General features: G+C 60.8%; 17 protein-coding genes, 1 tRNA gene and 1 pseudogene. 5 read left to right on the top strand and 14 right to left on the bottom strand.

Features of this window, described 5'->3' with window-relative positions; translation table 11 throughout:
* Positions 1-51 precede the first annotated feature (51 nt).
* Positions 52-1,158 (top strand): 3-isopropylmalate dehydrogenase, encoded by a 1,107-nt coding sequence (gene leuB, locus C2I35_RS13675; RefSeq protein WP_103763621.1) that lies wholly within the window; start codon positions 52-54, stop codon positions 1,156-1,158.
* A 294-nt stretch (positions 1,159-1,452) separates the two neighbouring features.
* Positions 1,453-1,529, top strand: a tRNA-Pro gene (locus C2I35_RS13670).
* Positions 1,530-1,617: 88 nt separating this feature from the next.
* On the opposite strand, the gene C2I35_RS22315 is transcribed toward C2I35_RS13670, so the two are convergent.
* From C2I35_RS22315 to C2I35_RS13630, 8 genes and pseudogenes are all read right to left on the bottom strand, one after another.
* Positions 1,618-1,782, bottom strand: a complete 165-nt coding sequence (locus C2I35_RS22315) for a hypothetical protein (RefSeq protein ID WP_211286148.1) — start codon at positions 1,780-1,782, stop codon at positions 1,618-1,620.
* Positions 1,783-2,409: 627 nt separating this feature from the next.
* Positions 2,410-2,553, bottom strand: a pseudogene (locus C2I35_RS13660) (transposase); the annotation flags it as partial.
* 263 nt (positions 2,554-2,816) lie between these two features.
* On the bottom strand, positions 2,817-4,232 hold the full coding sequence (locus C2I35_RS13655) for a DUF7056 domain-containing protein (RefSeq protein ID WP_211286147.1): 1,416 nt from the start codon (positions 4,230-4,232) through the stop codon (positions 2,817-2,819).
* 91 nt (positions 4,233-4,323) lie between these two features.
* The gene (locus C2I35_RS13650; protein ID WP_103763618.1) at positions 4,324-4,950 is read right to left on the bottom strand and encodes a class I SAM-dependent methyltransferase; all 627 of its coding nucleotides are present in this window, start codon (positions 4,948-4,950) and stop codon (positions 4,324-4,326) included.
* Position 4,951: 1 nt separating this feature from the next.
* The gene (locus C2I35_RS13645) at positions 4,952-5,896 is read right to left on the bottom strand and encodes a glycosyltransferase family 2 protein (RefSeq protein ID WP_170067210.1); all 945 of its coding nucleotides are present in this window, start codon (positions 5,894-5,896) and stop codon (positions 4,952-4,954) included.
* Positions 5,893-6,900 (bottom strand): lysylphosphatidylglycerol synthase transmembrane domain-containing protein, encoded by a 1,008-nt coding sequence (locus C2I35_RS13640; protein WP_103763617.1) that lies wholly within the window; start codon positions 6,898-6,900, stop codon positions 5,893-5,895. Before C2I35_RS13640 ends, C2I35_RS13645 begins: the two co-directional genes overlap by 4 nt.
* A gap of 18 nt (positions 6,901-6,918) precedes the next feature.
* On the bottom strand, positions 6,919-8,115 hold the full coding sequence (locus C2I35_RS13635) for a glycosyltransferase family 2 protein (protein WP_103763616.1): 1,197 nt from the start codon (positions 8,113-8,115) through the stop codon (positions 6,919-6,921).
* A gap of 336 nt (positions 8,116-8,451) precedes the next feature.
* Complete coding sequence (locus C2I35_RS13630) at positions 8,452-9,492, bottom strand: zinc-dependent alcohol dehydrogenase family protein (protein ID WP_103763615.1); 1,041 nt, start codon at positions 9,490-9,492, stop codon at positions 8,452-8,454.
* Between the two features lie 85 nt (positions 9,493-9,577).
* Between C2I35_RS13630 and C2I35_RS13625 the strand changes: the two genes are divergently transcribed.
* Positions 9,578-10,366, top strand: a complete 789-nt coding sequence (locus C2I35_RS13625; protein WP_103763614.1) for a hydroxypyruvate isomerase family protein — start codon at positions 9,578-9,580, stop codon at positions 10,364-10,366.
* 52 nt (positions 10,367-10,418) lie between these two features.
* Entirely contained in the window at positions 10,419-10,886 is a 468-nt protein-coding gene (locus tag C2I35_RS13620; RefSeq protein ID WP_103763613.1) for a rhodanese-like domain-containing protein, read from the top strand.
* Positions 10,887-10,893: 7 nt separating this feature from the next.
* Here the strand turns inward: C2I35_RS13620 and mdoH are convergent, their stop codons facing one another.
* The 6 genes from mdoH to C2I35_RS13590 form a co-directional block, all read right to left on the bottom strand.
* A complete protein-coding gene (gene mdoH / locus C2I35_RS13615) occupies positions 10,894-12,762 on the bottom strand; it encodes a glucans biosynthesis glucosyltransferase MdoH (RefSeq protein WP_103763612.1) in 1,869 nt (622 codons plus the stop codon).
* 2 nt (positions 12,763-12,764) lie between these two features.
* On the bottom strand, positions 12,765-14,297 hold the full coding sequence (locus C2I35_RS13610) for an OpgD/OpgG family glucan biosynthesis protein (RefSeq protein WP_103763690.1): 1,533 nt from the start codon (positions 14,295-14,297) through the stop codon (positions 12,765-12,767).
* Positions 14,294-15,604: an OpgC family protein gene (locus C2I35_RS13605; protein WP_103763611.1), complete on the bottom strand. Its 1,311-nt coding sequence runs from the start codon at positions 15,602-15,604 to the stop codon at positions 14,294-14,296. Before C2I35_RS13605 ends, C2I35_RS13610 begins: the two co-directional genes overlap by 4 nt.
* Before the next feature lie 45 nt (positions 15,605-15,649).
* Positions 15,650-17,014, bottom strand: a complete 1,365-nt coding sequence (locus tag C2I35_RS13600; RefSeq protein WP_103763610.1) for a tetratricopeptide repeat protein — start codon at positions 17,012-17,014, stop codon at positions 15,650-15,652.
* A gap of 235 nt (positions 17,015-17,249) precedes the next feature.
* Complete coding sequence (locus tag C2I35_RS13595) at positions 17,250-18,872, bottom strand: thiamine pyrophosphate-binding protein (RefSeq protein ID WP_103763609.1); 1,623 nt, start codon at positions 18,870-18,872, stop codon at positions 17,250-17,252.
* A 168-nt stretch (positions 18,873-19,040) separates the two neighbouring features.
* A complete protein-coding gene (locus C2I35_RS13590) occupies positions 19,041-19,997 on the bottom strand; it encodes an HpcH/HpaI aldolase/citrate lyase family protein (RefSeq protein WP_103763608.1) in 957 nt (318 codons plus the stop codon).
* Positions 19,998-20,140: 143 nt separating this feature from the next.
* Here C2I35_RS13590 and C2I35_RS13585 point away from each other — a divergent pair, with 143 nt between their 5' ends.
* Positions 20,141-21,427 carry an MFS transporter gene (locus C2I35_RS13585; protein WP_103763607.1) on the top strand — a complete coding sequence of 429 codons (1,287 nt, stop codon included), beginning with the start codon at positions 20,141-20,143 and terminating at the stop codon, positions 21,425-21,427.
* Positions 21,428-21,487: the final 60 nt, after the last annotated feature.

Below are 21,487 nucleotides of genomic sequence, written 5' to 3'. Positions count from 1 at the left end.
TCCCGCGGCTCAGGCTAGGCGATGGAAAAGAGAGTTTCGAAAGGATCGCGCATGAGTACCCCCTCGCTTCTTATTCTGCCCGGCGACGGGATCGGCCCCGAGGTCATGGTCGAAGTCCGTAAGGTGATCGACTGGTTCGGATCCAACCGCGGCATGGCGTTTGACGTAAGCGAGGATCTTGTCGGCGGCGCGGCCTATGACAAGCACGGCACGCCGCTGCATGACGACACGATGGAAAAGGCGCAATCTGTTGATGCGGTGCTTTTGGGCGCGGTCGGCGGACCGAAATACGACAACTTGGATTTCTCGGTCAAGCCGGAGCGCGGCCTGTTGCGGCTGCGCAAGGAGATGGATCTTTATTCCAACCTGCGCCCGGCACAGTGCTTTGACGCCTTGGCGGATTTTTCCAGCCTGAAGAAAGATGTCGTTGCAGGGCTCGACATTGTCATCGTGCGCGAGCTGACAAGCGGCATCTATTTTGGTGAGCCGCGCGGCATCATTCAGGAAGGCAACGAGCGGGTCGGTATCAACACCCAACGCTACACCGAATCCGAGATCGACCGCGTCGCGCGGTCGGCCTTCGAACTTGCGCGGCGGCGGTCGAACAAGGTCTGTTCGATGGAGAAGGCCAACGTCATGGAGTCGGGCATCCTGTGGCGCGAAGTGGTCCAGAAGGTGCATGACGAGGATTATCCGGATGTCGAGCTGAGCCATATGTACGCCGATGCGGGCGCGATGCAGCTTTGCCGCTGGCCCAAGCAGTTCGATGTGATCGTCACCGACAATCTCTTTGGCGACATGCTGTCGGATGCCGCCGCGATGCTGACGGGCAGCCTTGGGATGCTGCCTTCGGCCAGCCTCGGGGCGCCGATGGCCAATGGTCGGCCCAAGGCGCTTTACGAGCCCGTGCACGGTTCGGCGCCCGATATCGCGGGGCAGGGCAAGGCGAACCCGATTGCCTGTATCCTCAGCTTTGCGATGGCGCTGCGGTACAGCTTCGATCAAGGCGACGAGGCTACACGCCTTGAAGCCGCGGTCGAGAAAGTTCTGGCCGATGGCCTGCGCACGGCGGACCTTCTGGGTGAGGAAGGCGTACAGCCGGTGACGACCAGCGAAATGGGCGATGCAATCGTCGCCGCGCTGTCCGACGGTCTTTGATCGATACGCGGGAGTATCGCCCGGAATTGGAGCCGGATATCCTGCTTCTTTGACGGGCGTGCTTGTCGCATTACAGGGTCTACGCGGCGACGCAAAAGCAAGAACGGCACGTAATCGACCTGCTGAATGCTTCGCGGCATGTTTCCTGCCTTATGGTGTTCTAAGGCGATAGGCCCATAAAGGCGGAAGGTTGTGAGCGCTCTTGCAAACGGCTCCGGCAAGCCGATGAGAGCCCACCACGCGATTCCGCCCTTGCAAAGGAAATGCGGCTTCTGTAATCGGCTGTCTCACGGTCGGAGTGTAGCTCAGCCTGGTAGAGCACTGTCTTCGGGAGGCAGGGGCCGGAGGTTCGAATCCTCTCACTCCGACCAATAAAATAAGGGCCTCGAGGGGCCCTTAAGTTTTTTAGGATATGTTTTTATCTGGGACGCGTCCCAGAAATGCGACACTGACCTGGTCTTATGGTGGCGTCTGCCGCTTCTCGATAGGAGGCAGGCTGGCGTGACGCGCAGCGTTGACCTGCCCGTAGGAGACGCATGATTTGCCCATGTTGTTGGCCACGTTGACAGCTGTCTTAACGTAGTCCGGATGGTGGTGCGCGTAATACTTCTCGAGCGTGTCCATCGTTACGCCGAAGAAGCCTGATACGTGCCAGGCATTCGCACCGCCCTGCATGGCCCAGGTGATCGCGGTGTGTCGCAATGTGTGAGGCGTGACCTCCGGCGTCCCATGGTTTCCCAATCGTTCTTTATGCCTGCAACGCGATGTCCTTCGATCTCGACAACCCATTTCGCACCATTCTTTTGCCACCACTAGAAATGGCGGAGCAGCCGATCCGGAATCGGAATGGTCGGCGCATTCTTCTTGGTCTGCTTTTGGGCATTCCCCTTGCGGTGAAGCTTTGCGGTTCGGAAACCCACATAGCCACCATAAAAGTGAAGAATGAAACCGAGGCCGAGGATCATAGATTTTCGGGATCCAGTGTACAGGGCCGTTAGAATGAACTTCGCGAGGTATCGCGTCCTTGGTGATTTGCGTGCCGCACGAATGAGCTGGGCTACCTCGTCGCGGGTACCCCGACGGCTTGAAGAACATCCTTCCAAGGTATCCAAGCAGGTCAATTAGCAGTTGGTTCATGCCGCTGAAGGGGAATTGGCTGGAAGGTTGGAAATTCAGACTGGTAGCCAAGTTACGCTGGTTGCCTGCGAGAGAACGTGTCGGCGGCGTCGATCATACAGAACAAAACGCTTGAATGTTGGAATACTTCTTCTTCCAGTTGAAATCGGTCGCCTGGCTGATGCCTGTCTTGCGGCAGATCTCAGACGCCAGCGTGCCTTCCTCGCCGTACTTGATGATGAATGCTTTCTGCGCGACCGAAAACTTCGATGCCTTCATGCGATTCCGCTCCTCTCCCAGCCAGGGAATCATAGCGGAAAACTCCAGCTTCAGACGGTCCAGTTTGCGGGGATCAGATCAGTAAGCAAAAACCGTTACGCGGAAATTTTTATGTGCTGATCGTGAGCAATATAGGCGCTGAAAAGCCAACATTCACAAGATCTAATCCGCACGAGGCAGATATTCCAGAATGTACTGACGAACTCGAAAAACGCAAGATGAGCATGTCTAAACATGAAACACGCATCCGTACGCAGCAGATATCAATCGGTATATATACCGTTGAAGAGCGGAGCCCGCTCGGCCTTTGGAGGTGTCAGGATCCGATTAGCTTCGAGCCGCAGCAAAATATGTGAAGTTAGGAAGCCGTATGTCGTATTCAGAGCATCACCGAATACGGAGCTCAACCCGTCTGTGCGATACGTCGCAATCACAAGGTGAGGCTCGGCACGGAGTAATGCGCCGTAGAGCGTGGAATTCCGCCCTTCTTCGTTCGTTTCACGAACGGCCTGGGCATCGAGCCACAGGCGGGGCTCCATACGGCGGCTCGGGATCATGCCGATGCCGTCGAAATATGTCTCGTCCTGCGCAAGCTGCGCTTCAGCCTGTTGCACGAGTGCGAGTTGAGCGAGATTGTCGTGGCCCAGGTACTGCACATTGCGAACGATGCTCTGTACGGCGATCACCGACAGGATGACCAGCGCCATTGCGGACCGGCTTGCCCCCTGCCGCAGCAGGACTGTCAGGGCAACAGCGCCAAAGACCGCCAGGAATGGCAGCGCCATTGAGAACACGTAGGGCCATGTCTGGTTGTGAAAGAAGACAAGCCCGGTCAGCAGGACCGCGTGGACAAGAAATATCCGCGCGGCACTGTCGCATTTGAGAATACGCGCAGCTGACAGGACAAGGCCAAGGCACACCAGCGCGTACGGCACAGCGTTGCGCAAAAGCGTCTGCCAGACAAAGGCATCCAGCCCTTCATAGTAGCTGCCACCATGGAGGGCGAGTTCGACCGGCCCGAGGAAAAGCATCTTCAGGACCTGCGGCATCGCGGTGCCGCCGAGCAGGGCGCCGTAGAAGAATATGGCACCGGCCCAGCCGAGAATGAGCAGCCCTCCGCGAAAGAACGCGCGCGAGGCAGAGCGCATGCAGAGGGCATCGACCACCAAAGCGGCCCCCAGGGCAAAGTTGAAATAGACCGATTTCTGCGTCGTCACGAAGGCCAACCCGCTGAGCAACCCCGCGATCAGAAGGGTCTTGGCACGGTCGGTTTCATATCGGATGACGACCAGCACGGCCAAAGCCGCAAACAGCGTGGCGAGCGGCTCGGACCGAAGTCGGAATCCGCGCTCGATATAGCTGCTGAAACTGAGCAGGAGCGCCACTGCCAGGATCGCTGTGATACGCTCGTGGCCCAAGGCGCGGGCGCATTTGTAGATGCACACGATCAACGCCAGCGAAAGGCAGGCTGTGGTCAACCGGCCCGTGATCAACATAGATGTCGCATCCCAGCCGATCAGGTGGGACAGTTCGTAGAAGACCGCGTAGCCAACCGCTTTCTTGGGCCATATCGTGTCGAAGGTGCCGTCGAACAGATATACAGGCTGGGTGAAGTGCCAAAACTCATCCATCACAAAGCGCGTGTTGATCGCCAGCACAAACAAGGCGGCGATTTTCACCAGGATGAACAGCCTTATCGCAAACGTAAGCCTTTGTTCGTGACTGAGCCCCGGAGGTTGGATGCACGTGATTGCCGTCATCTCCAATGGCCTATCTGACAACCTTGAAGGCGTGGTTCTGAGACCAGGGTCTGATCGATTGCTCCGCCGCGACCGCTGCGGGCCCGAACACCGAAGCGATCAGCTCCCGTTGCTCTTCCATGGCCATGTAGGCGACGTTCTTGTCGCCACCGATATAGACGTCGGCCACATAGCAGGCCGCGTGAATGGGCGTGCTGCGTCTGAGCCAGTCCTTGAACACCAGAACACCGCCGGGCACCAAAAGCTTTTTCGCGGCTTGCAGGATGTCCGCGCGGATACCGACCGGCACATGGTGCATGACATCGTTGAGGACAACCAGATCGAACTGTCCGCTGCGTTCTTCGGCCAGGTCCTGTGCGTCGATCTGGCGGAATTCGGCACGATCCCCGTCATACATGCGTCCAAGTTGCGGGGCGATGTCGATGCCTAGGTAGGACGCATCAGGAAAGTCCCGGCAAAGGCGTTCGGCCAATGCGCCCTCGCCACAGCCGATTTCACAGATGGCGGTCGGATCTGCCCAGTCCTGGATACAGGCCGCCAGATTCTCCAGGTCGATGAAAACACGGCGGTAGAGTTCCGAAACCTGCCTCTCATAGGGGCCAAAGGCACGTCTTACGCTTGCTCCGATAGATCCCATGTCATGTTCCTTTTTTCATTGCCAGCTTCATCCGGGGCGCCAACCTGTTCACGATCTGTGTTGTCATGAGAAAATCGCTCCATTCGTTAGGGCCAAGCATGAAAGCCTTTCGAAGGGCTGAACCAACACCGCGAAGACTGCGGTGATGCAGGCCCGCCAAACAGACGTTGAGCGCGTTGGCTGCCTCCGCGCGTCTGCGGGCGCGCCGCCTGAGCCGGTCCGGCAGATGCACGAGATGCCGGTCGAGCGGTATCTCCAACTGGCGTTTGAAGGACTGCAAGTTCCGCGAACCGGTCATGGTCAGGGAGTTAGCGTGAATCCTGAACGCCGAGGCGTGTCCGGGATCCCAGGCCAAACCGTTTTGCGCAAGGCTCAGCCAAAGATCCCAATCCGCAGTGTACCAAAGTGCCTCATCAAGACCGCCCTTGTGTAGCGCGGCATCGCGCCGGAACATGACAGCGGGCAGCGCCAGGGTGTTTTGCACGATCAGGTGCGACATCGCCTCTTCGGACGTCAGAACACGGCGCGCCGTCCCGAATGGTGGACACATCTGACCGACGGTTGCCCCGTGTTCGTCAATGAGGTCAGCACCATGCGCCCAAATGTCGACCTCTTCATGCCGGCCGGCCATGTCTTTGAGAAGCGCGGCGCGCCCAGGCGACCAGACATCGTCCTGATGCAGCATGGTGATAAGCGGTGCGCGGGCCTCATGCAGGCCGATGTTGGTGTTCTCGGTCCACGAACTGCCGTCGGGATTGTCGATGATCCGGATCGGAAGACGGATTTGCGCCGCCTGTAGCAGATCGCGACTGCCATCGGTTGACGCTTGATCGACGGCGATGATCTCGAGCCCATCGCATTGCCCTGCAAGCGATGACAGCGCTGTGTCCAGAGTCGCATGGCCGTTGAAGATCGGCATGATCACAGAAAGCCAGGGCCGGGTCATGGCGCGCTCCGCCTGCGTGGCTGGAGGTCGGCGAGGAGCAGCGGCGCGATTAGGAAGAAGCCCAGGGTCGAGACCACCCGCAACGCCAGAGCGGCTTCGACCGCCTGATCGAAGGGCAGGCCTTCGCGCGCGAGGACGCCCGCCCATGTCGCTTCGACCACGCCAAGCCCGCCGGGGAACACGGGCAGCGACATAAGGAACAGAACCAACGGATAAGCGATCAGAAGTGGCAGGATGTCCACGCCCGCGATGGTGCTGAGCAGCAGGACATTCAGCGCGGCAAGGACAGCATACCCAAGAAGACTCAGTGCGGTGACCGATGTCAGGATGTGGTCGGGCAACTGCGCGGCCCTTTCGACGCCCAGGCGCAGACGATCGGCGGAACGCGTCAAAAGTGGCGCCCCATGATCAGCGATATGTGTAAGCAGTTTCGACGCCAGCTGAATTGATAATCGGACGAAGAAGACCAGGGCGGTCATGAACAGGATCGCGGCACTCGCATCGAACACCCAGCCGGGTGTTGGCAGCAGTAACAACACGCTCAGGCCTGCTGCGCTGACCAGCACGAGAAGCTGAAACGTTTGCTCCAATGCCGACGTGCCCAGGGATCTCAGGACAGGGATATCGAAACGCGCCGCTAACCATGCGCGAATTACCGGGGTGCAAAGCTGGATCGGCAAAAACTGTCCTGCAATGGCGGCCGATGTCGTCGCCGCGGTTGCATGGCGGAGGGCCAAGGTTTTGCCCCGGGGCGAAACGGCTTTCAGCAACACGCGCCAGCGGACAGCCGCCAGCAATACGATGGTCGCCTGGCCAAGGGCAACGATGCCATAGGTCCAAAGGGGGACGCGGGCGCACAGGGCCGCAAGACTGGGGAAGGACGCTTCGCTGGCAAAGAAGAGGGCCACGATCCCCAGTACCGCGCCGACCGTGACGGCCAGCGCGATCCACAGCTGGCTTTGTCTTGGTTCGGCTCCGTCGATGATATTTGCCTGCTTCATCATCGCATCTGCCAGCTTTGGTCAGACACTTGCTGCATACAGATGCTGCGAGCGGTTGCCGGAGACCACCGACATCAGGAAACCGGCAAAGAATACCTGCGCACCGATCACGCACATCGTTCCTGCTGCGATCATCGACCGCATCGCGCTGAGGCCAGCATAGTCGGATGCAATCCAGCCGAGCGTGATGGTGCTGATCCACGCAAGGCCGCCCGCGATCAGCAACAAGCCGGCCAGAAGCCAGTATTCGAGCCGTGACGCAGTGAGAAAGGCTATGGCCCGTTTGCTGGGCCGCCGGATCAGTGCCTTGTAATTGTAGAGCTGGGCGAACAACCCCATGATGATCGTTTGCACGGAGATGACCATTGCGGCGCTGGCCATGACGGCCCAGTGGCTGCCAAAGAAGAAGAAGCCGATTTGCACCAAGTCATCGCCCTCGACGGACAGCAGGGCGGTCATCAATACAAGCCCGAGCACTCCAAGCGCGAGGCCAGGCACCATGAAGAGCCAGCTTGGACTGAGCAAAAGCATGTAGATGAGGTGCCGCATCCCGTCGCGCCAAGGATTCAGATGCGGATCGCGGCCGCGCTGATCTGGCGACAGGGTGACCGGCACTTCCGCGATCCGGTAATCCAGCAAGACGGATTTCAGGAGCATTTCGGAGGCGAACTCCATTCCGGATGACGACAGGTTAAGGCCTTCGAAAGCGGGTGCAGTCAGGGCGCGCAGGCCGCAATGGGCGTCGCCAATGTCGGTCTTGAAGAGAAACCTCAGGAGACCCGAAAGGGCCGGATTTCCGATGTAGCGGTTTTTCCACGGCATTGCGCCGGGTTTGATGCCGCCGCGAAACCGGTTGCCCATGCACAAGTCGGCACCGTTCAAAAGCTCTTCGATCATCGGGACGGCCTCGACGAAGTCATAGGAGCAATCGCTATCGCCCATGACGAGATATTGCGATTTCGCCGCGCCGAACCCGGCGAGCAGCGCCGCGCCGTAGCCGCGTTCCGGCACATCCACGACCCTTGCGCCCGCGCGTCGGGCAATGTCCTGGCTGCCATCGGTGCTGCCGTTGTCAGCAACGATCACTTCGCCGGAAAGGCCAAACTTCTCACGAATTTCTGCCAGAGCGACCTGCGCTCTGAGAATGCACTTCTCCAGCGTCGCAACCTCGTTGAGACATGGCAGGACAAATGCAACAGAGATTGTTTCGTTCTTCATTAGCCCCTCACAAGCTGAAATTTAAACCGCGAAACGGTTCGTTTCTTTTTAATGGATCTTGTGTCAAGATTTGGGCTGAACCTGTACTGATTTTGGGTTTTCAGAGCGAGATTGCGTGAGGCATGCAAAAAATGCTGACGTGGAATAGCGGCTCAAAGATGCTAAGCATGCAGGTCCGATGTTTCTGGTACCGTCCCAGATATCTGACGGATTTCTGGGGTAATACGAAGTTATGAGCAATTAAAATGTCTTGTTTTTCTGTTCCCAAGATTTCCGAACTGTCTTCGGGAGGCAGGGGCCGGAGGTTCGAATCCTCTCACTCCGACCAGAATTCCTTTAGAATTCGGTAATGACGGTCGCACCAATGCCGGCGAAGTTGTCCATTCCCGTCAAGGCGTCGATGGACGCCTCGAGCGAAATGCGGTCGCCTATAAGTTTATCGGGAGACAGCAAGCCGGATTGGATCATCGCCAGCATGGCATCGTAGCGATGCGCTTGCATCCCGTGGCTGCCGAGGATTTCAAGCTCGTCGCCGATTACCTTCGCCATCGGGGCGGCCGGCGTGGCCTGTTCCGCCAAAAGCAGGCCAATCTGCACGTGACGCCCATGCTTGCGCAAGTTCGAGACCGAGTTGAAGAATGTCGTCGGGTGACCAAGCGCATCGAGCGACACATGCGCGCCACCGTCGGTGATGTCGCGCACTGCTTGGACCACGTCGCCAGCCGCGGTGGCGTCAATCGTATGCGTCGCGCCGCAGCTTCGGGCGAGGGTCAGCTTGTTTTCTGATATGTCGATGGCGACCGTTTGCGCCCCGATTGCCCGCGCGATCATAAGAGCCGAAAGTCCCACACCTCCGCAGCCATGCACGGCGACCCACTCGCCCGCCCGGACACGTCCCTGGTCGACCACCGCGCGGAAGGCGGTTGCGAACCGGCAGCCAAGGCTTGCCGCGGTTTCGAAAGACATCGTGTCGGGAAGGGCCACCAGGTTCAGGTCGGCTTGCCCGATAGCGACATACTGCGCGAAGGACCCCCAGTGCGTGAACCCGGGTTGAAACTGGTTGTGGCAGACCTGCTGATGGCCCGCGTGACATTCCGGGCAGGTGCCGCAGCCGCCGACGAACGGCACCGTCACACGGTCTCCCACTTTCCACCGCCGCACCTCGCGCCCGACCGCCGCAACCCGACCCGCCAGTTCGTGACCGGGAACATGGGGAAGCGTGATGTCTGGATCGTGGCCCATCCAGCCGTGCCAATCGCTGCGGCACACGCCCGTCGCGCCGACCTCGATGACAACGCCCTTGCCATCCGGTGTCGGGTCCGGAACATTTGCGATCTTCGGCGTGACGCCGAACTGGTCGAACAACACGGCCTTTATGGTGTTTTCCCTTGGGTCAATGCGTCATCTATGGTTGTGATTTAGCAGGGTCGTCCTCTGTGCAAAAGCGGGTCAAGCAGGTCTCATGCCGAGGTTTTCCGCCAATCTGGGTTTCCTTTGGTCGCGGCTGGATTTGCCGCAGGCCGTACGTGCGGCCGCGCGGGCCGGTTTCGATGCGGTGGAATGTCATTGGCCCTACGACACGCCGCCCGAGGCTCTGCGTGACGCGTTGAACGAGACGGGACTGCCCCTTCTTGGCCTAAACACCGCTCAGGGCAACGTATCCGCCGGGGATTTCGGCCTGACCGCCCTGCCGGGACGCGCGGCGGACGCGCGCGCCGCCATCGATGCAGCTGTAGACTACGCTCGCGCTGCAGACGCCGAGGCGATCCATGTCATGGCAGGCCGGGCGGAGGGGGCAAAGGCCGGATCGGTTTTCAGGGACAACCTTGCCTATGCGTGTGACATCGCATCCGACAGGACCATCCTGATCGAGCCGATCAACCCGTTCGACGCTCCCGGCTATTTTCTGCAATCCACCGACCATGCGCAGCAGGTGATTGCGGACGTGAACGCGCCGAACCTGAAGCTCATGTTCGATTGCTACCACGTGGCGCGGGTCGAGGGCGATGTGATCGCGCGCCTGCGCGCGGTCCTGCCTGATATCGGGCATATTCAGTTCGCTGCCGTGCCTGACCGGGGTGGGCCGGATCACGGCGATCTCGACTATGACATGGTGTTCCACGAAATCGACGCGCTTGGCTGGAACCGCCCACTGGGCGCAGAGTACAGGCCCCAAGGTGACACCGAGACATCGCTTGGCTGGCTTGCCCGTGCACGCGAACGTGTTGTGCGACGAAGCGGCGGACCATGACAGGTGCACAGGGGCGAGATATGTTTAGTGCGGATCCTTCAGGACGAAAAAGATGACAGGACAACCCGCCTCGCGCCTCTCTCGCCGCGCCCTGCTAGGGGCAGTCTTGGGGGTTGGCACGGCGGCGGCTCTCGGCTGGGCGGTCTGGCCGAGGCGGCAATTAGACGGTGCTGCGCTCTCGGTCCGTGACGCTTTTGATGCGGCGAAGGCCGGCGAGATCATCCTTGTTGATATTCGCCGGCCCGACGAATGGACGCGCACCGGTATTGGCCAGGGTGCCCATCCGATCGACATGCGGGATGCCGGGTTCATTGCCCATCTGGATGCATTGACGGGCGCACGCAAGGATGTGCCGATCGCCTTGATCTGCGCGCGTGGCGTCCGTTCCGCACGGCTGAGCATTGCCCTGACCGAGGAAGGATATACCCGGGTCATCAACGTACCCGAAGGCATGTTGGGTTCGTCCGTCGGGCCGGGCTGGATCGAAACGGGTTTGCCGGTAACAGCCTACGACAGCTGAGCCTCGGTTATTCCGCAGCCTGCCGCGAGGGTGGCTTGCCTTCCAGAGCCTGCTTCAGTTCGGCGCGGTAATGACGCGCGGCCTGGGTGATCGGGGGTTCGCGCCATAGTTCCTTTGTTCCCATCCACTTGGACACCAGGCCCTTCAGCGACACGCCGCTGAGGGCCGACAGGGGAACCGCCAGAACAAGACTGACCGCGATCGGAAGCAGCCAAAGCGACACCAGCCCCGCCGCCATGCCGGCGACCAGCAGGACACCGCTTGCCGTTTCCAGCGCATGGCAGATCAGCAAGGTGCCCAAGCCGTAGCGGCCACCATCGCGTTGTTGCGGGCTCCAGCCGCTTTGCAGGCCGAACACGGTGCGGAAGACCGCGATCATCTGCTGCACCATCAGGATAGGCGCATAGGCGACGGATAGCGCGAGTTCGGACAGGAATGACAACGCGAAACGCCATGGCCCACCGTATTCGGCAAAGCGCGACCGTGTCAGCGGGACCACCAGGATGCCCAGTAGTTTCGGCAGCAAGAGCAGCGAATACATAAGGGCAATGATCAGGACGTGTTTCGCCTCGGTCATCTCGGGCCAGACCGGCATCAGCGGGTTGTCGGGACGGAAGTAGGTCAGCACGGACTTTTCGCCGCCCTGGCCCATCAGCGCCCACATCACCAGAAGCGCGAACCAGATCGGCGACGCGAGATAGCTCATCGCGCCGTGGAACATGTGAAAGCGCGATGCGGTCCGCAGGCCGCGCGTCGAGAGAAGGCGCAGGTGCTGCAAGTTGCCCTGGCACCAGCGGCGGTCTCGTTGAATGTGGTCGATCAGCGTCGGCGGCGTTTCCTCGTAAGAGCCGCGGATGCGCGGAAGGACCCGCACGCCCCACCCGGCCCGGCGCAACAGACCGGCCTCGACAAAATCGTGGCTCATGATCAACTGATCGCGGCCCGTCAGCGAACGCAGGTGCGGCAGGCCGGCGCTGGCCGCAAAGGCCTCGGTGCGGATGATCGCGTTGTGACCCCAGTAATTGCCTTCCTGCCCGGTCCAGCGGGCCAGCCCCTCGGCGAGGGCGGTGCCATAGACGCCGTTGGCGAACTGCTGCATCCGGGAAAAAACGGTGTTGGCGCCGATCAGCTGCGGACAGCTTTGAATGAGGCCCGCGCCCGGATCCTGGGCCAGCGCATCGGTCAGGCGGCCTATCGCGCGGCCGGACATCAGGCTGTCAGCATCCAGCACCAGCATGGCGGGCCAGTCGGCGCCCCAGTTCTGCACCCAGTCCGTGATGTTGCCGACTTTGCGGTCGGTATTCTCGGCGCGTCTGCGATAGTAGATGCGCAGCCCCGGAGACAGCGTGGCCTGAAGCGAGCGGATGGAATCCTGTTCCGCACGGGCGATAGCGTCGTCCCTCGTATCACTAAGGATGAACATGGCGTATTCATGCGGACCGCCGCGCGCCCTCAGTTCTTCCAGCATGGAACGGGCGTTGCCAAGCACGTACCACGGCACCTCGTTGTAGATCGGCATCAACAGCGCCACCTTCAGAGGTCGTGGATGACCGGGCCGCTTCAGCGCCTGTGTCAGAGAGCCGATCCCCAGCAAGACCGTGGTGACCGTCAGGCAGAGCCAGAACACGTTGAACGACATCAGGCCCAGCAGAGTGCCCTCGACCCAGGTGATGCCATCGGCACCGAACCAGTCCCACATGAACCAGATGAAACCGATGGTCGCCAGAATCGCCGGGATGAAGACCACGCAACGCCAAAGCGTGACGCGTTCTTCCGGTCGGGCAGGGGGCGCCTTGGGATCTGCGTAACAAACGTCGAGATCCTGCTCGGGCATGTCGAGCGGGGCCAGTGGCGGCATTACGCGAAGGTCGTTCATATTCATGCTGTCCACCTGTAAAGCCACACCTCGGATGCGTTTTGTCCGTCCTTGCGCAATTGTGCGCGGAGTTCGACATGCCCGCGTTCGCCGGGGTCGAAATTGAACGCCAGTCTCAGCCCGCCCGTGGCCGGGTTGCGCTGCAGGACGCCGTCGCTGACCTCGACTTGCGGCGAATGGATATGCATGTCGATCTCGTCCGGCCCGTCATCGAAGAGCGGGTTATCTTCGAAATCGATCACGACGACCCGGCCTTCGCCAAAGGCGCGTTTGCCCATGGCGGTGTTCAGCACGCGGGGCATGTCGCCTTGCACGGGTGCCTCCGCCGCCCATGTCAGCCGATAGGACAGATCCACCTGCTGGCCCGCTGGCATGGGATCGGCCGGTCGCCAATAGGCGACGATGTTATCGTAGATCTCTTCCTGTGTCGGAATTTCCACCAGCGTCACCGTTCCCCGACCCCAGTCGCCTTTCGGTTCGACCCAAAGGCCGGGCCGGTTGTGATAAAGGGCCTCGAGATCAGCAAAATCAGACAGTTTGCGGGCGCGCTGCATCAACCCGAACCCACGCGGGTTGGTATCGACGAAGCTGGACACCTGAAGCTGTTTCGGGTTGGCCAGTGGCCGCCAGATCATCTCGCCATTGCCGTTCATCATCTGCAACCCGTCGGTGTCATGCACCGCGGGGCGGAAATCGTCAAAGCGGCTGCGATTGGTCTGATCGTAGAGAAACATGGATGTTAACGGCCCAACGCCGACATTGTTCAATTCGACACGCGGAAAAAGCGTTGCCTCGACCTCCATCACGCTGGCTGCGCCGGGCGTTATGTCGAAACGATAGGCCCCGGACACGCTGGGACTGTCCATGAGGGCATGCACGACCATGTTTTCCTGATCTGACCCGGGCGCTTCCAGCCAGAACTGGATGAACTCGGGAAACTCCTCGCCCTCGGGACCGGCGGTGTTCAGCGCCAGACCTCGACCGGACAACCCGTAGGTCTGCCCTATGCCGATGGCGCGGAAGTAACTGGCGCCCTGAAATACGCAGAACTCGGTTTTATATTCCGGGTGACCAAGGTCGGTGCGTAGGCGGATCCCGGAAAACCCTAGGCTTTCAGCGGTTTTGGTCAGGTCCGGCACGAGGTCGCCCTTGTCGAACATCGCAAGGTCGAACGTCACCGGGCGAGCCATGCCGTCTTCGACCGAAAAGACCTTGACGGCGCGCGGAAAATAGAGGCCCGGCGCGAAGAAATCGATATTATAGGAGCGGTCCGTGTCGGCCCAGAGCGCATGGTCCCGAGGAAAACGAATGTCGCGATACTGGTCGTAGGTCAGCGCTCGCCAATCTTCGGGTACGGTGTCGCGTGGCGTGTAGTCCTGCTGTGACCTTTGCCGCGCCAACTCGATCACCATCTCACGGCTGAAAGGCACGGGCCCGTCGGTGGCGGCTGCGTGCCGCGTCGCAATGGACCAAAGTGCCGAAGCCGCGACCCCACCCAGTAGTTGGCGGCGCGAAAGCGAGAAAGCACGGTTCATATTGGTGACCTTGTCGGTTTGCGCGGTTTCCAAGGAGTCGACTTGAAATAGGCTGCTGTGTAGGCGCAGGCAACGAGCAGACCGAAACCGACCAGATTAATGACCGCGTTGGTCCATGGGTTGCGGACGAGGTCGTCACCATCCAGCGTCGACGTTTCGTCAAGCCAGACACCCAGTAGCCGCGCGAGCAGCATCGAGAACACGAAGACAGCGAGCGATTGCTGACCGACTTTCATGATGATGTTGTTTACCACCCAGGACCAAACCTGTCCGACCCGGAGGTGTTTGCCCCCTTCGCCCACGGCGACCCAGCCGAGATAGCCAAGCGCCAGCAGGTGAAGATAGCGAAACAGCCCGAATTCCGTTTTGCTGCGCAGCGCGCCAAAGTCGCGATATGTCTCCCACTGCCAACTGCGGATGCTGTCCCACCAAGCCGGTTGCCAGTCATAGGCACGCATGCCGACAGAGGAAAAGACGAAGGAAAAGAGCACGTAAGCCGTGGCGGCACCGATCAACAGGCGGTTGACCGGTGGGCGGGGCAACCAGCCGATCATCAGCGCGAAACCGGTGAAGAAACACAGCTGCCAGCCGAACGGGTTAAAGAACCAGGGGCGTTCATCCTTGCCTTCGGGGAACCAGAGTTGCGCGGGCAGTTGCAGCGGCGTGACGTCGGTATCGCTGACAAGTTCGAGCATCTCGACATTGGCTGTGCACCAGATGAGGACGCTGGCGCCCAGTACTGCGAGGGGATGAAGCCGCGACAGGGCCATCATGAACGGGATCATCGCGAGGATCACCAGGTACATGGGCAGGATATCGAAATAGTTGGGCACATAGGTCAGCGTCATGAGGCCGATCATGTTGCCTTCGATATTATTGAGAAACGGCGGCAGGTTCAGCTGGCTGACGTAGTCCCGCAAGGTGAAGCCCAGGTAGGGCAGGGCAAGCATGCAGGCCAGCACGACGAAAAAGAGGCCGATATGCGCCCAGTAGACCTGCCAGACCCGAAAGGCGATTCTGGCAGTGCCCATGGCGAGGCCCTTGCTCTGGAACAGTTTGCCGAAGGCGATGGCCGACGCCATGCCGGAGCAGAAGACGAACATCTCGGTCGCGTCGGAAAACCCCCAGCGCGCGGGAAGCCACTTTGTCCAGAGATTTCCGGGCGTGTGGGCCAGAAGGATGATGAACATCGCGATGCCGCGGAAGAAATCCAGCCTGGGATCGCGCAGTGTAGCCACGGGCGTTGCGCTGACGGCAGGAGCCTCGACGGTTTCTTGGTAATCGGATGATGGCGAAATGGTCGCCATGGCATTGGTCTTTCTTGTTACAAACCGGGAGTCGATCGTGATCTATTAGGCCGGCAATGAGGTTGTTTCATACCCGCCACGACCCGACGCGATCAGCGCACGGCGGGCTGCGGTATATCCGTCTTCGCGCCCCGCACGCTTGGACTGTCGATCATCTAGTATTGCTTCGGCCTGATCCAAGTACCCGGCGCGAATTCCGGCATCGATCGTCATGCGCTCGAACACGTCGCGCTGCGCGTGGCTGCCGCCGGCGCGCTGCATCCCGTCTCGTGCCTGTGCTAGGTTGAGAAACGCAGCGTCGTATCGCGCATCGCCAAACGCCTCCAGCCCCTGTGCAGCGGCGACGCCGGGGTCGCTCATACGGTTGCCCATCTCGCAGTTGGACTTGGCATCCTGTGCGATTCTTTGCAGCAATCGCGACGTCGCGCCGGGCCGCTTGTCGCCGGTCAATGCCATCAGGTAGTGCAGGTCAGCGAAGATCAGGCAACCATCCTCGGTGCGGTTGGCGCAAAGCTCGGACAGCTCCTCCCACCGGTTGCCGACATTCACGCCTTCCAGTTCCAGCCGCATCAGCAGAGAGGTTGCGTTCGAGATGTCGCGGTAGTCATCTGTCCGGTCGCTTCGGATCTGGGTGTCATAGAGGTTCAGAACAGCGTCCACTTGGCCAAGGTCGAGATGCATCAGCGCCTTGTGCCACCAAACGTGGTACCTGAAATTGTTGCAGTGCGCCCAGGCAGCTTCTCGGCCTGTCAGCCAGTCGAGACCTTTCGCGGCATTCGCCGTCATGTCATGCACATGTGCCACGGCATGAAGCCCCCACGCGTCATCCGGCGCCATCCAGAGCGCCTGACGCCCCGCGATTTCCGCCTTCTCGTAGTCGCCGGTCTCTTCGAGCGCGAAGGCATGGCATCCAAGAAGATAGCCTCTTGCGGCATGATCGTGGCCATAGGCCGGAAGCACCCGCTCAATGGACCGACGCATTCCGCTGGAATCTCCAAGAAGAAAGCGCAGGGCGTGACTGAGCTTCATCGCAAGCGCATCTTGCGGCTGAGCCGTCAAGACCTCTTCCAGAAGTGCTATGGCATGACTTGGCCGGCCATCTAGCCAAACGCCAAGCGCGTGGACGTATTTGCGCTCCCGCGTCGTCGCCCCGACGGTTTCCAGCGCTTCGAGCGCTGCTGCGCGAGCCTCGTGCGCGGTTTGGAGAAGTTCATGGCGGCCAAGCAGGATGTAGAACATGCCCTTGACCGCATGGCCGAGCGCAAAATCAGGCTCGATCTCCAGCACCTTGCCAAGATGCTTGGGCGTGACAGCCGCATGGGCGAGAAAACCCAGCATCGTATTGTTCCAAGCCTCAACGGCGTTTTCCTTTGTCAGGCAGACGGGCTGATCGAAAACATCGGACTTCATAAATTCTTCCGTAATTGACGCGGGACCGCCCCGCTGAACCTGCTTAACAAACAGATAAGTCAGGCACACAACGGTATCGTTCGCGCTAACGTATTGGTGAAGCTTCGTGTATCGAGATTGGGGTGCGATTGCGAAAAGTCGCCTAAAAATCGTACCTCTCGGCGGAAATACCCCGATATGGGTGTAAATTCGCCGGTTTTTTGGGCGAATGTTACAAAATTATGAGCTAACAGGGTCAGATACGTCCGTCATACCCGCCCGGTTCGATCTCGGCTGCGATCACGGTGAACGTCTTGCAGGACTGCGCCTCCTGCAGCGCCGCGCGCAATTCGGCTCGGTTACGCACAGTGTGACCCGCGCCGCCGAAAGAGCGGCCCATGGCGGCGAAATCGTGCCGAGCGAAGTCGACGCCCTGGTTCTGCATCTGTCGCTGTCGCTGTTTCAGCTCGATCAGCGCAAGGCTGGCATCGACGAAGACAAGGAAGATCGGTGTCAGCCCCAGCTCCGACGCGGTCGCGAGCTCCCCCGCGACCATCAGAAAGCCCGCATCGCCGGAAAAGCTGATGATGGGCCTGTCAGGCTCGGCGATCCTGAGGCCAATGGCCATCGGCACGGCGCACCCCATCGTGCAAAGACCCGAGGATTGGATCAGACCGCGGGGCTCGCTGCAGCGCCACATCTGGCTGAGGAGAATCCGATGCGCCCCGCTATCGGCAGTGGCAAGCGTGGTATCGGGCATCACTGCACGGGTTTCGGCGATGACAGCGGCGGGGCCCCAGTCATCGCCATGCGGAAAGGCGTCGGCCAAGGCCGCCCGCGACTTGTCTGGCGCGCCGTCCGCCCAAGTCTCGCGGACCGCCGTATTCTGGGCCAGCATCTCGAGCGTTTCTCCGGTATGGCCGACGAAGTTCAGCGTTGCCTGATGCATGTAGTGGGTGTTGGGTACAGCGGCGATGTCGATAACCGTCTGCCGCGCCGGGTCGACGGCGTTACGCCAGCCGGTGCGCATCTCGATCGGGTCATACCCGATGCACAAGACAAGGTCCGCCCGGGCGACCAGCGGAAGCAGGTGCGTGTCGGCCAATGGCGACAGGCCCGCAGCGCCGAGACAGAGCGGGTGGTCTTCCGGCAGGACTCCCTTGGCCTTGTAGGTGGTGACGAAAGGAATGCCGAACTGTTCCAGAAAGGCTCGCAACACAGTATGTGAGCTGTCTTGGAGTACATCCAGGCCGACAATGGCGACAGGGCGCTCCGCCTCGGCCAGGGCCGTGCGCGCACGCGCGGCGTCGGCGCCACTGGGGGCAACGGGCGATGCGGCGGGTCGAACGGGGCGCGGTATATCGGCCGAAACGGGCGCATCCGCGACGCTGATCGGCACGTCGATCAAGACCGGCCCGCATCGCGGCTCGGTTGCGATCGACACGGCCTTGTCGGCCACGATGCCGGCCCCGGCGGCCGTCAGTTGAAATGTCGCCTTGGTGATCGGGGCAAAGACGGCGCGGTGGTCAAGGACCTGATGCGTGTAGGTCAGCGCCTCGTCCGCGTCGACGCATCCGGTCAGCACGATCATCGGAACCCGGTCCTGCTCGGCGTTGGCGACGACGTTGACGCCGTTCATGGCGCCGGGCCCGACGGTGGCGACGAGGATCGCAGGTGCGCCGTCGCGGTGATGTACCGCCTCGGCCATGAACCCGCCGGCGTTTTCGTGTTTGACCAGCGTGAACCGGATGCCTGCCTTTTCGAGCGCGTCAACGACGGTCAGCACTTCGCCTCCTGGCATACCGAACGCGTGGCGACACCCCGCCTGGTAAAGTCGCTGAGCAAGAATGTCGGCGGCACGAAGCGGGGGAGTCGTCATCGTCTGTCCTTGAAGCGGTTGGTCCTGTGGCGGAGCCTAGCCGCAGTCGCAATGGGATGTCCCGTGACATTTGTAAAACTGTAATCACGCATGCGTCAGAAAGCGGGATCTTCAAAATAAAACGGCCCCCGAAATTCCGGGGGCCGTCCTGTCCAGCGCGATAGCAGGTCAGTCTTCGATCATTTCTGCCGATTTGACGATGACCTCGGCCTGCTTGATCGAGGCGATGTCGATCAGGCGACCCTTGTAGGTGGTCGCGCCTAGCCCCTTCTTCTTGGCTTCTTCCATTGCCTCAAGGATCTCGCGCGCTTCGGTGACGGCTTCCTCGGTCGGGGTGAAGATCTCGTTGCACGCCTCGACCTGGCTGGGGTGGATCGCCCATTTCCCGACCATACCTTGCGTCAGCACACGCAATGCCTGCGCGCGAAAGCCTTCGGGGTCGGAGAAGTCGCCGAACGGGCCATCGACCGGCAGAAGGCCATGGGTGCGGCAGCAGGCGACGATCTTGGCGGTCGCCCAGTGCCACGGGTCGACCCAGTAGTTCTCGCCTTTGCGGTGCATGTAGTAATTTTCCTGCGTGCCGCCGATGCCGGTGGTCTGCATGCCCATGTAGGCGGCGAAGTCGGCGGCGCCGAGGCTCATCGCCTCCATCCGGGGGCTGCCTTGCGCGATATCCTCGACATGGCATATGCCCATCGCGGTTTCGATGATGCATTCGAAGGCGATACGCTTCTTGTGGCCCATGGCCATCTCGATCGAGCTGACCAGCGCGTCGACGGCGTAGATATCATCGCCCGATCCCGCCTTGGGGATCATGATCATGTCCAGCCGGCCATTGGTCTGCTCCAGCAGATCGACGACGTCTTTGTACCAGTACTGGGTATCAAGGCCGTTGATGCGCACGCTAAGGGTCTTCTTGCCCCAGTCGATGTCGTTGATGGCCTCGATGGCGTTCTTGCGGGCCTGGTCCTTGTCCGATGGCGCCACGGCATCTTCGAGGTCGAGGTTGATGACGTCGGCCTTCGACGCGGCCATCTTCTCGAACAGGCTGGGGTTGGAGGCCGGGCCGAAGAGTTGGCAGCGGTTGGGGCGCGCGGGTGCGGGAGGTTGCGGGCGGAAACTCATATTGTGATCCTTTGGTCAGATTGTTGCGAAACCACGTCGCAGACCAGCTATAAAATTGCGCGGGCATTGGCAAGCAGATGACAACGACCTTCTCGCGTCGCAAACGCACGGTCGCGGCATCGCTCACAGATTAGCATGGCCGCATGAGACGCGCCTTGCTGGAAAACTGGGCCCTGTTCCTGGGCATGACGATGCTGATGGTGGCCAATGGGCTGCTGGTGACGTTGCTGACGATTCGCGGCGCGGGGATCGGGTTTTCGGACTTTTCCATCGCGATGATGCAGGCCTGCTATCCGCTGGGGGCACTGGCCGGAACGGTCGCCACCCCGCGATTGATCGAGAAAGTGGGGCATATCCGCGTCTTCTCGGCGCTGGCTTCGATGGTGTCGGTGGCCGCGATTGCGCACCTTCTGACCAGCGATCCCGTCAGCTGGAGTGTTATGCGCCTGTTGGCGGGGTTCTGTTTTCCGGGCCTCTACGTGATCACCGAAAGCTGGCTGAACGCCAAGGCCGAAAACCGGCTGCGGGCGCAGATACTTTCGGTTTATTTCATTATCCAGACGGCCGGGCCGGCGCTGGGGACAGCGATGGTGGGCTTGCCCGACCCGACGGGAAACATGCTCTTCGGGCTTGCCTCGATCCTGCTGTCGGTGGGGTTCGTGCCGCTGCTTTTGTCCAATAATCGGGCCCCGGATTATACCGCTCCGGAACGGATGCCGGTCGCCCGGCTCTACCGCGTGTCGCCGATGGCCGTGCTGGGGATCGTGATCATGGGCGCGGGGGTGGTTTCGTGGTTCATCGCCTTGCCCCTTTATGCCCTGCGCAGCGGATTTTCCGAGGCGCAGGCGTCGGGCGCGCTGGTGGTCGCGATGATCGTGGCGGCGGTGGTGCAATATCCCGTTGGCTGGATTGCGGACCACGTGGACCGGCGGTTCGTCGTCATGGGGCTGGCCCTGATCACCGCGGCTGCGGCGCTCTGGATGGCGGTGGATACGGCGCCGTCGCGGATCGTTCTGGGCTTTTCGGTCATCGCGGCGGTGTCCTTGCCGGTGTATTCCGTGCTGGCGGCGCATGCCAATGACCACCTGAGCCCTGGACAGATCGTGGCGGCAAGCGGAACGATGGCGTTCCTGCTGCAACTGGGACAGTTCGGCGGCATGTTGCTGGGGCCGAACCTGATTTCCATGATGGATGGGCGGGGCCTGCAATTGTTCATCTTCACGACAAGCGTCGTGGTGGCCGGAATCGCCATTGCCCGGCGGGTTTCGTCCGAGCCGCCAGAAGAAACCGGCTCCGTCCAGGCGATGGGCGTTCTCGGCGTGCCGCAACCCGGGCTGCTGCAGGCCGAGACCTTGTCGGAAGAGTTGGAGGGGCGGGTGGATGCATCCGACCCCGCGACGCAAGAATCTGCTGAAAAATTCGCAGGATGACAGGAAATCTTGTCGCCCTACGGTCATCGGCGGCCAAATTGGTACCAAATACAACGGGAT

The sequence above is a fragment of the Roseovarius confluentis genome, from assembly GCF_002917925.1.
Taxonomy (GTDB): domain Bacteria; phylum Pseudomonadota; class Alphaproteobacteria; order Rhodobacterales; family Rhodobacteraceae; genus Roseovarius; species Roseovarius confluentis.
Note: the sequence above shows the minus strand (reverse complement) of the source record. Positions and strands in the feature narration are given on the sequence as shown.